At 44.6% G+C, this 14576-nt stretch carries 7 protein-coding genes, 1 tRNA gene and 2 pseudogenes; all 10 read right to left on the bottom strand.

Features of this window, described 5'->3' with window-relative positions; genetic code table 11:
• Positions 1–224: 224 nt before the first annotated feature.
• Positions 225–297 (bottom strand) — tRNA-Arg (locus ABS784_RS15315).
• 21 nt (positions 298–318) lie between these two features.
• Positions 319–540, bottom strand: a complete 222-nt coding sequence (locus ABS784_RS15310) for a hypothetical protein (protein WP_352513081.1) — start codon at positions 538–540, stop codon at positions 319–321.
• A gap of 370 nt (positions 541–910) precedes the next feature.
• A complete protein-coding gene (locus ABS784_RS15305) occupies positions 911–2578 on the bottom strand; it encodes an IS1634 family transposase (RefSeq protein WP_023633822.1) in 1668 nt (555 codons plus the stop codon).
• A gap of 406 nt (positions 2579–2984) precedes the next feature.
• The gene (locus ABS784_RS15300; protein WP_033015505.1) at positions 2985–3965 is read right to left on the bottom strand and encodes a restriction endonuclease; all 981 of its coding nucleotides are present in this window, start codon (positions 3963–3965) and stop codon (positions 2985–2987) included.
• Between the two features lie 168 nt (positions 3966–4133).
• Complete coding sequence (locus ABS784_RS15295; RefSeq protein WP_352513078.1) at positions 4134–4652, bottom strand: hypothetical protein; 519 nt, start codon at positions 4650–4652, stop codon at positions 4134–4136.
• Between the two features lie 964 nt (positions 4653–5616).
• Positions 5617–5826, bottom strand: a pseudogene (locus ABS784_RS15290) (YdbC family protein); the annotation flags it as partial.
• A 13-nt stretch (positions 5827–5839) separates the two neighbouring features.
• Positions 5840–7519, bottom strand: a complete 1680-nt coding sequence (locus ABS784_RS15285; RefSeq protein ID WP_352513076.1) for a UvrD-helicase domain-containing protein — start codon at positions 7517–7519, stop codon at positions 5840–5842.
• Complete coding sequence (locus ABS784_RS15280; RefSeq protein ID WP_352513074.1) at positions 7494–10025, bottom strand: hypothetical protein; 2532 nt, start codon at positions 10023–10025, stop codon at positions 7494–7496. The genes ABS784_RS15285 and ABS784_RS15280 overlap by 26 nt, the downstream gene beginning before the upstream one ends.
• Positions 10018–12426 carry a UvrD-helicase domain-containing protein gene (locus ABS784_RS15275; RefSeq protein WP_352513072.1) on the bottom strand — a complete coding sequence of 803 codons (2409 nt, stop codon included), beginning with the start codon at positions 12424–12426 and terminating at the stop codon, positions 10018–10020. Before ABS784_RS15275 ends, ABS784_RS15280 begins: the two co-directional genes overlap by 8 nt.
• Positions 12427–12760: 334 nt before the next feature.
• Positions 12761–14503 (bottom strand): annotated as a pseudogene (locus tag ABS784_RS15270) (type I restriction enzyme endonuclease domain-containing protein); the annotation flags it as partial.
• Positions 14504–14576: the final 73 nt, after the last annotated feature.

Below are 14576 nucleotides of genomic sequence, written 5' to 3'. Positions count from 1 at the left end.
CCCCCCGCTTCAATATCGTTCGATGCCACTGTATGTACTGTATATATTTTCATGTCTTTTCCACATGCATTGGATTGAACTCAACGTGAGCGCCACTCTACATTCCTTGCCTCAATAAGAATGATATTCACCCCATCGGATTCCCAAAAAATGAAAAACGACTGCAAACGCAGTCGTATCAAGGAGTTTACGAATTTTCATCCGAACTAGTCGGATCATTGGAACGGCCCCGAGAGGATTCGAACCTCCGACGCACGGTTTAGGAAACCGACGCTCTATCCACTGAGCTACGGGGCCATATGGCTCTCCTTTTTCATTCTATCCATCTGCGCCTAAAAATTCAATAGCTGATAGACAAACAAAATAGAGAACTCCACCCCCGATCTCTCCAAAGTTCGCTTTTCGTTCCCGGCAATTCAACCGCCGACGGCTTCTTTGCACGACGATCCATCCCCATCGATCGCTCCAATCCGCATCCATCAGCCGAATCCCGCTTCGTTCCGACGCAATGGAATAGAACGTATAGGCGACGATTGACACCACTCATCCCTCATAGAAATGTCATCTTTATCACCACACACCGCCATTGCCCCCGCATTTTTACGAGGCGCCCCGTCTGCACGGCAACGCGAAGCGATGGGATTCGCCGCAGCCTTGAACCGCTGCTTCCCTGATCGCAGGCAAGACGACCTTCTCGCGCCACCGCCCTTGCAAACACCGCAACTTGATCAGCGTTCTTAGGGAGCACCATCCGCACGACGAACGGTTGGCCGTTTATCATCATCAACATCCTTGGCCGAATCGTCCCCCACGTGGAACCCGAGTTCGACAGTCACTAGGCAAACAAAATGCCTCTCGCCCCTTGATACAAAAGGGATCGGAGGCATTTGGGCACACTTCGGGCGTGTATCTAGGTGCGAGGGTGGATGCCTAGAATCTTTGGAGGAGGTTCCAGCCCTAGAGCCGCAAGGAATAGCGCTTGTTTGGCCGTCAGTTCGGTTCGTTGATAAAGGTCGCCGTTTTTTGAAGAAAAATGTCCAAGCATGAGACGCTCGCATTCGTCTCTTACTTTCGGCCACGATTCATGAGTTCGGATCTCCACGATCCGAACCAGCAAGAGAGCCAGCCAACTGAGCAGCACATGCGCCCGGATACGGTCTTCCAAGCGATGATACATGGGGCGCAGCTCGAGTGTTGATTTCAACGTCCGAAAGGCCTGCTCGATATCCACCAGTTGCTTATACCCGAGCGCGACATCCTCGGCAGACAAGGTGTCATCGGAGGTTCGGATGAGATATTTGCCATCGTACTTTTCCGCTTCACGAACCGCTTGCTTGTCGATGCGAAGCGTTCCATCCTTCAATTGACGCAAGTATTTTCCGTAGGACGGATGGGAACGCAGCCGGCAGGTGGCCTTATGATGAGCTTCATTGGGGAGTTGGCGAAGCCCCTCCAACTCCTCTTTCAGCGATTCGAGCAGCTTTTCCCGTTCCTTGCGTTGGCGTTCGGCTTCGCTGGGATTGTACACGAGAACATAGCGCTGACGCGCTTCTCCGTCGCCCACGATGATTTCTTTGATATGCAAGTTCTCGCGAACTTGTTGGTAGCGCCCGCGACGGTTTAGGGCCTCTTCGACGGCGGCTTTGCCGGACCGCATTTTTTCGCCGACAATGTAGTGTCCCCCGGCCTGTTGCAAGATTCGCAAATTCTCTTCAGACGAAAATCCGCGGTCCATCACGCTGATCACACGCCCAAGCTTCCAGCCAATCAAGTCTTGTTTCACCTGTTTGATGACCGTCATATCCATCGTATTGCCAGGCCATACCCAAGCGCGAATGGGGACTCCTTCCCGGGTAACGGCCAGTCCAATGACGATTTGGACCAAATCGGGACGCTTATCTTTGGAAAACCCCTGCTTTCGAAGCGATTCTCCTTCTGGTGTTTCGGATGGATCCACTTCGAAGTACGACGAAGTCGTATCAAAGTAAATCAAATCGACTTCCAGGTTCAATAAATCGGCCACGGCATGGAACACTTGGCGTTCCAATTCCGGCTGCACAGCCAGCAGCTCATCCATCGCCCGGTACAACTGGTGGCTGGCGACTTGGGGAAGATGAGGGATATGCACGTCTTTCTCCACCCACTCCTCCATCGCCAACTTGCTTGACGGATGAAGGGCACGATTCGCCACCATGGCAAAAATCAGCCGTTCCAACGGAATCTGATGATGTCGGGAGGCAAACAAGGAGTGGAGAATCTCTCCCAATCCCAGTTGTCTCCAGAGCTGATCCAAAAGCCAAGCGCCACCAAGGCGTTTGCTTGATTGAAACTGAAAGTCATCCGACACTTCTCCTGTCAACGTCTCGATTTCCCAAGCCTGCTCAGGAGAAAGGAATCGCGAAATGCTTTTGGCCAGACGCTCCAAGACAGCGCGATCCACCTCGTCTTCGCGCCCAAACGAATAAATCACCTTCGCTTTCGCATATTTGGCCTTCGGATCCCATTCGTTGTGAGCAAGCTGGAGATACGCCACGGTCGTTCCATCTTTGTTTTTGCGTGTTACTCGCCGTATGTACATGCCTATATTATAACCGATATTCAGCTGTTTTAAAAGTTAAAATAAACAAGTCGTGTGCCTATGAAATTCAGTGTTTTTTTCTAGGATCCGCATCGCGAAATCTTTGATATAACAGCATTTTGGCCATTTTCATTTGCCTAAAATGGCCTCAAAACTGTCGAACTCGGGTGGAAAGAACGGTTCCTCACGAAAGAAACCAACATAAGGAATACCATTCGTGAACATAAGGTCGAAATCCTGCATGAATGAAAAAATGGAGAGCTGGGGAAAGCTCTCCGTTTTTCGCTTGTGTGTTCCATCCAAGTCAATACGACGAAATCCCTGCCTTGGCATAAAGGCTCAACAAACATCAACTCGCTTAATCGGGAAAACCTCGAGCAACTAGGAAATCGGCCCCAAACGGCTTTTATTCAGGCACATACATTTTCTGCAGCGGAAGCAGCGCTCTCGCATCGCTAGGCATGTTCTCATACCAATGGACAATCAAGTTGACCAGCTCTTCCAAATCAATCAGTTTCACGGAATTATGTTTGGCGACTGCCTCTGCGTGGGACGTAAAACCGCCTGTGGAGACGAACAGGCAATTGGCATCAATCGGGTTGGCTCCGAGAAGCTGCTGGATTTCCGGGGCCGAGGCGGCGCTTTTGCGATGCTTCACTTGCACCTTGATTACAGGTTTTTCAAAGCCAAACGCGTCCTTATAGGCGAGCACATCCACACCGCCGTCAGGGCCTTTCGGACTCACTTGCACATTGTACCCCATTGCTTGAAGCAAGCCCGCCACTAAATCTTGCATTTGCCACGGATCAAGCTTGTCCACTTTGTCTTGGATCATCATCAACGCTTTTCCAACAAGGTCTTCAACGATTTCTTCCGTTTCCCCCTCTTCATGTTGAGGTTTTGAGAATGGTTCACTGTGTAAACGCTGCTCGATTTCATCGCCCCATTCGTCCACTCGAAACACCGTCAGCGTCGAACCTAAACTGTTCTTCGCTCCGTCTGACAGCGAATCCCTTGGAACTGTCGCATTTTCCCATTTTACCCGGATGATGTTCGGATAATAGGGATGCCCGATGGAGGGATCGTAACGATGCTCTTCTGTCACGGTTCCAACAATGTACTCCCTTTTCTCTTTTGAATATGTGATCACTCGATCGCCCTTTTTGATTTCATGGGCAAACCGCCATACTTGATTCACCCAACTCGTTCTCGATTTTGGTTTTGACTCGGCAAACACTTCATCCGCCTTTCGCTGCAGCTGTTCTTTCGACCGAAAGCGCTTCGGATCGCCCAATCTTGCCCAACCGATCGATGCGATGCCCTTTTCCAGCCAAAGCGGAATCAGTTCATTGCGATCGCCCGCGCGGATCATCCACCATTTTGACATCCAGGTTCCTCCTTTTGGCAAAAAGAAATCGCTCCGACTGTGAAGCAGTCATTCTCCTAAAAACAGGAGCTGAAACAATGAGTCAGCTCCCCGCGACAATACGTTTAAGATGGGCCAAAACGAACAAACCGTATAGCATAAGCCCATCCATCGGTGCTCTCCACCTAATTACAAACTGTTTAGTCGATTTCGTTCAATTTTGATCGTATGATCTTTTCCATCCAATACATCGGCGCGCTTGCTGCCGTAGAGGCGAAGCTTGGGAGAGCCTTTCACCGCTTTTATGGAAAGCCGCGGAGTTCCCCGAACTTGTTGTCTTTGCAGGTCGACACACTCGAGAAACTCATTCCAACGGACGATGGCAATCACTTGATTGGAGTCACTCGGCTGTTTCTGTGCGCAGACAAATGCAAACATGATTTCTTTTTCCTTGCTGTGTTCGAGATCAATCTTGTTAATTTCTGCAATCTCATGATCACTGAATACAAACGACCAAGTGAAATCTTTGGAGCCGGATGGATTCGTGTTGTATTTCGTGTACATAATATAGCTCGCTTTATTCGTCGTGACTTCATAAATTTGTCGGTTGTCATTTTCCTTTTCAAACAGCGCCGGCGCCAACCCGCCGTTGACCAGAGCGGAAAGAAGTGCTCCATAGTAATAATCCGCTTTACGAATCGTTGCCATCCCGTGACCCCTCCCTTTGTCATAGATAAAAAGATTCAGTTGATTTGATTGTATCAACTTTTGTAAAACGTTGCCGTCGAACTTTGTCGACCGATCAAAAATACAAAAAGAGCGGTGCGGTGCCGCTCCCTTTTCTATACCGATGGCGAAGCGATGAGAACACATAACGCTTCCGCTTTGAAGTTCATTTTTTATCAATTCCTATTTCTTCGCGCACAATACACTAACGCCCTGTTGCTACTCGGGAATGTGCTCTTGGATGTCTCAAAGATGTTGCATTCAACCGGGTCGATTAGTAATGTGATGCTGAGACAAAACAGAAGCCCAATCGGCCTCTGCTTTGTCCCCACCTTTAACGGCTTAAGACTTGCAGCATAAACCGCTCGACATCATTCTCCGGCCCAATGAATTCCACGTCTGTTCCGATGGCTTGGAAGTGTTTGCGGGCGAAGGCTGTTTCATCTCATTCACAACGGCTAACCGCCAAGACTGGAATTCGTTGCTCAGTATACTCAAATTTCATTTAAAAAAATATTGGAACGAAGTATTCGCACTTAAGTGCTGCCCACGGCTGTGTGCACATGCGGCGAAACGAGCCTCCTACCCCCTGCCCCAGAGTGTACTTTTCACTGACCTTCTAGCGATCACAAATATATAAAAACAGTTGTCCCAATTCCCCTTCCTCTAACTTTCGGATTAGGCTGCCCAACTCCCTATAGAATGAAGGATAAATGCTGCTAATGCTTTCTATTTCGTATTGCAACGCTTCTTCAGATGATGCCGATTGTATCCCCGTTAGTAATTGCCTTTGCTTCTCGACAGGGTACCCTTTTTCGTTCATGAATATTAGTACATTCTTGATTTGTTGAATAAATAACGGCGAGCTCTCCGCCCATTCATCGATTCGTTTCCGCCAATCCCCATTTTGTATGCTAGAGTTTTCAGATGAATTCTTTTCAAACAGCTGTTTTAAGGCATAATATAACTCCTTCACTTCCGCTTCTGAAAGGGTAACTCCCTTGCCCATTTTCGCATGTGAGGCATCCCAATCCCGTATATCATATTTCGGAGGATATCCGTTCCAGCTCACAAGATTTAGTTCCTTATTCCATCCTTTGGGCGAACTAGACAACGTCGCAATTCGTTTTTTGATTTCAAACTGAATCGTTGCCAAACAAACCACTCCCTTACTTGGAATATATACTTGAATCAAAGCCAAAGGCATCGTAATCTTCTTTATAGAAATTTCTTACAAAAGGACAAATACTTCTAAAGTTGCGGCCAGTATACATCAACTGCACTTCTTTTTTCGCCCTAGTAATTGCAACATAAAGAACTTTCTTTTCATCATTGAGTATAGCTTCAAAATCCGCCTTGTAGCCGTCACTATTTTTATTGTCGCCGGCTCGTTTATCCAACTCTTCAATCCTCTTTTTATTCGGATAATGATCACGGTCAAAATGAATCAAAAATACATAATCAAACTCAAGTCCTTTGACGCTATATGCATCCGTAAAGAAGATCGGCTTTTTTTGTTTGTTCAAATCAAATCTTCTTCCGTATTGGGATGTGGTGATGACATCAAAGTGTTTCTTTAATTCCATAAGAACCGGACATTGACTAATCGCATATTTATCTCCATCATGACGGTGGATAACAGCAATTGTCGCATCCGGGTCGTTTTTCTGAATCACTTTTACTTGGTTTACTAGATGACAACTCAGTTCTTTCGAGCCCGAGAAAAAGTAGATCGACGGTTTTTTTCCTTCTCTCACAAAACGTTGATCATCCAAACGGTCGTTTTCTGCATCAATGAACTCCAAACTGCCTGCCAGTTTCATGATTTGTTTTGTTGATCGGTAGTTTGTTCGCAAGTTTCTCGTTTTTCTCCCCTCGATGTGCAACCCTAAATCCCGATAAGAGAACGGGCTTCGTTTGTAAATACGTTGCTTCGGGTCGCCGGAGACAACAATTGATTTTTTGGTTAATCTGACCAGCGCTTTTAATTGCATCGCTTGCAGATCCTGAACTTCATCAACAAAAATATAGTCGTACTTCAATGAATCCGGAATATCCTCAAAATGTTTCAACAGCAACAAAGCATAATCTTCTAAATCTAAATGATCGTGGAACTGTTTTTTTAACATTTTTTCATATTCCTTATACAAATAGAAAACCGTTCGGCGCTGCTCTTTGGTTAATCGCGGGATGTTTCCCCTTCCCGCCCGTTCACAATCATAATACAATTCTTCTGTGACAAAACCGTTCGCTTTCATCCAAAGAATTTCATCCATTAAAAATGTACCTGCATGCGTTTTGTAAAGTTTTTGTTCCAGCGGCAGCTTTTTATATTTTTCGCTTTCCATAAACGTATCTACAAGCGCTATCGTACGGCGCGTAATGGCGTCCTCATAGCGCCGCAAGTTTTCAAGGTTGATCCGCAAAAATTCTGCGTTTGGAAAACCAATTTCCCTTAAAATCCTTGCCGCCATATAGTGAAAAGTTTCCATATGCAAGGTATGTTTATCCTTGATCTCGTGAAACTTGCTCGACTGCTCGATTCGTTTTCTTGCATCTTCAATAAGCGTCGTATTAAATGAACAATATAAAATGCGCTTCGGTTCATTTTCCTGTTCCATGACTTTTAGCAACTTATAAATTAATGTCAGGCTTTTGCCGGTGCCCGCCGAACCGTTGATCAACATTTGATCTTCATCTTGCTGGACAACGGAAATTTGTTCAGGGCTTAGCGTAATATTAGGCAACAGGCCATGGGCATCAAAATAATTTTGCCAAGCTCGCGCCGATCGTCTGGCAAAGTCTAGACGTTTCTTACGGAGATCAGTTGTCGTTTGCATCGATGACATACTCACCGTCCTTACAAACGTGCAGGAATGGACACATGCGGCAATGTTGTCCGCTTCTTGCTTCGATTTCCTTTGTTTGAACACTTGCAAGAAATTCCTTTATATGCTCGTCAATTCGGAAGGTGTCATGGTCATATTGATATTTCGCTTTCCAATTTTTTGTGACCATATATCTGCTTCCCAAGCGTTGAAGCCGTTTCATCGCCTTTGGATAATAAATATTTTGATATGATTTATACGTTCTTAGGCTGGAGGCATAGGTTGTATCCAACAAGTTTTGCTTGTGCGCGTTTGTCCATTGCGGAAATAAAGGGAATATGGTCTCCCGCACCAGCGCTTCTCCATCCCCTTGTTCAGCAAGAAGTTTGCCGATGATCGCAAAAGCTTGCTGCTGATGGAAATCGTTTTCATAAATCGGATGATGTTCAACAAACGCATTGAAAAAGAATTTTCGCTGGCAAAAATCGCTGTCCAGCCATAGCAAATCGGGAATAGCCTGTAACGGTTCTTTCGGTATCTCCTCTTTGACAACGGTCTCTTCTTCCCATTTCCACTCTTCGGGTTGCTCCTCTGCAACTTCTTCCGTTTGTCCATACAATTCCTGTAAGATAGCGAAATAAATGCTTGGTCCGTCATGCTCGTACAAATCTTTAATATAACTAAAAGTAATTTGTCCCTTGCCATACGCCAAAAGATGATAAATGGAATATAGCGCAGTATCTCTCGTAACATCCCGTGAGTAATAATCAACTACAAGCGCATTCATCCGCATGATTCGATTCGCAGCAACAAATGAACGGCGAATACATTCTTTCAACCAACTATGCATCAACAAGTGTGGCATTTCAGACTGTTTCCAAGGAAACGTTTGCAACGATAAGCCTGTTACGTGAATGTTATGTGCAATCAACGTTTTTCCAACCAACTGGTCAATGTTTACAATTTGTGGACTGTCTTGATCATCGTCTTCCTCATCTTCCTCTGTACCTAAGTGCAATGTAAGAAACTGGTATAACTCTTCCATCGTAAACTCCCAGTCGGCAGGAATCGAAACGGAAAATAACTTTTCCATCTTTTGTTTAGCACTAGACTCCCATTGGCCGCTTACAGCCACATAGATGTCGTTCAGTTCTTCAATATACACCCTGACATTTCTCTTTTCCCTTTCCCCCAATAGCAGACGGTTCACTTTTCGAGCTAAATCTTTCGTGCATTCGACCAACTGCTTGACAGTAATTTCGTATCTAGACTGATGCACATACGGAAAACAGCGAAACGGGTTGCTTAAATAACGCTTCAGTCGGTGACGCCCCGCCTGCTCCTTCGCAGTTTCATCAAATACGCGGCTGACTTCCTGAAGATCAATAAGCGCTTGCAGGCGTTCCATGATCTCTTGAAAACTTTTCACGCCGTCCATATAACTGCGCAAATCAATCAGCAACGTCAATGCTTGCGTACCGTTTACATGTCCGGACTGCACCCACCCTGACGTCATCATATTGACGTAATCGTCATAACTTAAGAAAATGCCATCGTTTGTTTTTCTACAGTTTTGTAAGGACAAGAAAAATTGTCCATAGCGGCTGGCGTAAAAATGATCGTTTCTAGTACAATTTGTGTATATGTTTAAATCTTTTTCATATTTAGCGACTACTTCATTATAGTTTTTTACAATCGGATGTTTTTGCAAATACTCTTTAAATTCCGTCGGATGATCAAAAATGAAAAAGCGAACGTGACGCAATGGATCTTCCTGATCTAGAAAACGATCGTCCAAATATCGGGCAAATTTGGCGCCTCGGCGCGGCTGAGAACTCTCGACACATTCCCAACGACTGTACTTGCTCCCGCTCACCCGTTCATAAATTTCACGCCATGTTTGATAAACAATTGGAGCATGTGGATTAAATGGAATATAAAATATGACATGCAACCCTATTTGTTGCAATTGATAAAACAACATCATCCGTACAGCATCAATGTAATCGAAATGGTGAACACACACGGTATGAATGTCAGTATCGATATTCAATTTCTCCGCGATTTTTTTCTTGGTCAGATGGGCTCGCTCTTGCCGATAGCTGACGACGATAGGGTCATTTCTGAGTTGTTCGAACATGCCAATCAGAAATTTTTGTTCTTCCTTCAGCTGCATGCTCGGAAAGTCAAACAACCGCGTCATCCCCATTTCGATTAAAAAACGGAGAGACAAATAAAAATCGCGAACCTTCTTCTCCAAATAGTTCATCGATTCTTCCGAAGCATGTTGATGAATGTATTGGCGTATCATCGACCGCAAATAGATTTCAGTATGCGGATGATTCCAATTAGGAAACAGCTTCCTTACAAACGAATGATATGCCAGTACTTGGCTTTTCGATGCCCCGGTGACACTTCGCAAATACTGTGCCAAAGCAGTACTTTGCGTAAGATGGATTTCACCTTCGCGGATTCTGAACCGTTCGTAAAAATGTGTTGTGTGCTGGTAGTACTTGACTTTAAACAACCAACATCTCCCCGCTTTCTAACAAGTCGCTCCAACATTGCGCCTGATATGGATTCATTTGGGAAGAGCTGTTTACATAAACGGCCTTTCTCGCCCGCGTCAACGCTACGTACAGCAGTCGAGCTTCTTCGCCGATCAATTCTTTCTTTTCTGATCTGGCGTATTCATTGTAATAATTATTTTCAAACTCCATATCATCCCAATGAATGCTGTATCCGAGTTTCCACTGCGCTCGGTCGGAAATTAACATCACATCCGTTTTCCCTTGCTTCATAAACGGATGGCGCGTCAATGGCATGAGCACATAGTCAAACTCCAATCCTTTTGCCTTGTGGACGGTCATCACTTTGATCCGGTGATTGACACCACTCGTTATTTTCAGCTCATTCTCCAAAGTATCTGTTGCCATTTTGATTGCTAAAAATTTCTCCAGATCATAGAAAGATGCGCGAAAATCGCCAAATTCCTTTTTGATGAAAAAAATAAGGCGGTCCAAGTTCATTTTGTATTCCTTCATTTTCGCAATGGCTTCTTTCCGATGCATCTCCACATCTCCATCAGGAAACCGGGACCTCAACTGGTTGTAGTAGCGAAGCCGAAAGACTTCATGCGGCCGAACTTCATCAATGATGTTTTGCAACACAGCAAGGGCGGATGACGTGTTCCATTGGCATTCCCACCGTTTCATATTGTCAAATGTCTGCAATAGATCAAGAATAAAAGGCATTTCCGGCGTATAAGCCGATAACACTTTAGCGATAGTCAGTTCATTCTCTCCGTAAGAGCTTTGGTGAAAGAGATACCGATCTTTCGGAACATACGGGTGGGTAAACCTCCGGATCAACAGGTAAAATTCCCTTACTGGCAATGAGCGATAAAAAGTTCCTGACACAGCCGCTTCACAAAAGAACCCCATATTCTCAATTCTGTTCACCATTTCCAGCACTTCACGGTTTGAGCGGACTAAGACGACAACACCCTCGCGATACAAACGGCGAAGCAAATATTTTAAAGTAACATCATCTATATCTAACGCAACTAATCCTTCTTCACAGCTTTCCTCTTGCGCCGGAATCAGCTTGTCCGTATCGTCAAAAGGAAACTTTTCAACGACTTTTGTCCATTTCTGAAATAAGGCATTCAATTGTGTTAATAATGTCGGTGATGATCGGTAATTCTTTTGCAACGAATACTCTTTATACACTTGATCGGCTGTTTCCAGCTGTTGTTGCAATTGAAGAAACGCCGTATAGTCCGCGCCTCGGAACCGATAAATGCTTTGCTTCACATCCCCAACTGCGAACAACTGACAACCATACTTCTCTACCAACCAGCTAATGAAAGCCGTCTGTGATTCATCCGTATCCTGGAATTCATCGACAAACAAATAACGGATCGACAGCTCGAGCTGATCGGAAGGAAGATTCTTGAGTGATGCTAGATGGCTGATTAAATCACTAATTTCCAACGTTTCCTCTGTCTTTTTCTGCTCATCAAGCTCCCGAATAACATGTTTGATGACATAATCGGCGAACTCATGAAATCCATGGCTGTCTGTCCCGAAATTGAGCTGCCCAATCGCTTCAACAGAAAGCGATTTGTTATGCAGCTGCTCGATCATGGCGATAAGAGAACGAATGATTTGATAGTGAGGAATGTGTCGAAAACGTTCGTATATCCCCGGGCATTCAACTGAGAACTGGTCAATATACTTTTCGATCAGCCGTCTCCGCTCATGCTTGTAACTCCTCACTTCCATCGACCGCGAAAACCCTAACGTTTGCCCTTCTGTAACGAGAAACTCCCTAGCAAACGAGTGAATGGTGCCGATAAACATCCGTCCTGCTTCTTCCATCCACTCTAAATATTTTTTATCCTTCGTCAAATCGTAATAGTTTTTTAGCTTTTCTAATAACTTTGAGCGCATATTGGCAGCAGCTTCGTTCGTGAACGTGATCATGACAACCGAACGCAAATCGAGATCCCCTTGCATATGCTTGAGAAACATGATCCGGTTGATCATCGTCGTCGTTTTTCCCGTGCCTGCTCCTGCCTTCACAATATAATGTCCGCGGTCATAGGCATGTTCGAGTTCATACTGCCCTTTATTAAAAGCGCTGTTTTGATCCACATAATCCAATAATCGAGAGTCATTGACTTTGCCATCTTCAATCACTGTCCATGCTTGTTCCCATTCTGGTGCATAGCGAACAACGGAAACCTGGAGCAATTCTTTCTTATATGCTTCACGCAAAATCGGATCCTCTAATAATTCTTGCGGATCATCAAACGCAAGCAAATACACCTTGCGGCCGCTTTGGATATATTGCCGAAGTTCACTTGCTCGTATTTGCCGAATATCAGATGAAAATAGCAGGACAGAATATTTGGCCTCATTCATTGGTATACACTCCTAATATTTATAGACAGTAACTTACATCCCTATTTTATACTAAAATAGCGGTTTAGTTACAGAATTTATACGCTAGTGCACCTGTTCTGAACAATGGCCAGGTGAATCAATCGCCCCTCAGTTCCCCCGACACATAAGAAAACGAGAGGCGACTAAAACAAATAAAAATTTTCCCGACAGAACTGGCTTTCAAAAGCTCGATGCTAGAACGAAAAAGGTTGTAAAAAATCGTAATGCTTGCTTATAGTGAAATCTACACCTGTTACTAGCCGACTGCATAACTTTTAGACCCCATTCATCAAATAGACCATTTATTGCATGATCACGCATTCATCGGCCAGTTTTTATATTGTCGTTCTGCTTGCTCCATGAACTTATTTGTTAAGAACTGCAATTGTTGTCCCGTAATTTTCTCTTTCATGAGCACTTGCTTGACAGCTAATTTCACTTTGGCATAGACATCGCGGCGGTGAGGACTCGTCCAGTCTACAGCTAATTGTTTCTTTAATGCGTTAACCACCTTATGGATTAAACTAGCAAGAAACTCGTTTGAGAACGCTTCCTGCTCCATAGCAGTGATTGCTTTGTAAAATTCAATTTCTTCCTCTGACAATCCCAAGTCGTGCCGCTTGCGCATTTCTTCTTCCATTTCTTTGCGCATCTTAATCATAACCGTGACCACATCGGCAGCCTGGATCACACGATTATGGTAATCTCTTAACGTCTTCTCAAGAAGTTCACTTAACGCCTTTGATTGTGAGCTTCCTTGGCTAAATGTCACTTTAATTTGATCCTCCAAAAGCTTTTTCAGCAACTTTAAACGCAAGTCTACATGTTCTTTTTTCGTTAAATCTGCCAAGAACGCATCGTCCAATATGCTGATATCCGGGCGTTCAATCCCTGCTATTTGGAAAATGTCAACGGTTTCTTTTGCTAACAGACTGTTATCAATAAGTTCTGATAATCGCTCTTCTAATGTTTTATTTTCACTCGTTTTTTCAATTGGTGGCCGCAAATGTTTGCGAAGTTGTGCTTTCATCATGAAATAAAGCATGACCTCATCCGCCAGTTCAAGCACTTCCGGCTGATGTTTCACCAGCTGATACGATTTTTCCAGTTTGGTAGCTGCTTGGATATATTCCTCGGGATCTCGGTTTAAAAGAATGTTAACAAGATCTGCAATGAAGTCTTCGCGCTCTATCTTTGGTTTTGCCCGCCAGTTTTGAACATCAATCTTGCTTGGAATAAATCCCCTTACTGTCTCCAGATGATTCATAAAGATGTTAACGGCCTCTGAAATATCATAAGTAGGACTTCCCGTTCCGCCGCTTTGCGTATATTTATGAGTTGCTTCTTTCAGAGAGGTGGCAATGCCAATGTAATCAACGACGACACCGCCTTCTTTCCCCGGAAACACGCGGTTTACACGGGCAATGGCTTGCATCAGGTTATGTCCCTTCATCGGCTTATCAACATAAAGATAAGAAAGCGGTTTGGCGTCCATTCCTGTCAGCCACATATCGACGACAATGACAAATTTCAAAGGGTCTTCTGGGTCACGAAGTTTGGCTTTCACTTCTTCTTGCTCTTTTTTCGACTTAATATGCGCATATTTGCTTCCCGGCTGAACCTCTCGCCACTCTTTAGGATCCTTTGATACATCTCCTGTCATAATCACTTCAACAGGAGGACATTCCGGAATCTCTCTTAGATAATTATACAAATCAACCGCAATTCGCCGGCTCATGCAGACAATCATCGCTTTTTGAAATGGATTGGCGACTTGGTTAAAATGTGATACGATATCTTTGGCTAAACGACGGAGCCGTTTTGGAGTACCGACGACTTTTTCCAGAGCGGCCCATTTTCTTTTATAGTTCTCTGACTCTTCATCGTCTCCCCCTGCTTCTTCGATAATTTTTCTGTATTTTTCATCAATGTCCTCAGTAGATAAATCAAGCGGAATTAGGCGGCTCTCATAGTAAATAGGCAATGTCGCTTTGTCTTCGACCGCCTGAGCCATATCGTAGCGGTGGATAATATGTCCGAAAATTTCTTCTGTACTGTAGATGAGCATTTTTCATTACAATAATTTCCATGGTTAGAGAGACAAACAGGGTACCCCTTACGCGATACGG

Origin of the sequence: Geobacillus sp. G4, from assembly GCF_040327975.1 — a bacterium.
Classification (GTDB): Bacteria; Bacillota; Bacilli; order Bacillales; family Anoxybacillaceae; genus Geobacillus; species Geobacillus thermoleovorans.
Note: the sequence above shows the minus strand (reverse complement) of the source record. Positions and strands in the feature narration are given on the sequence as shown.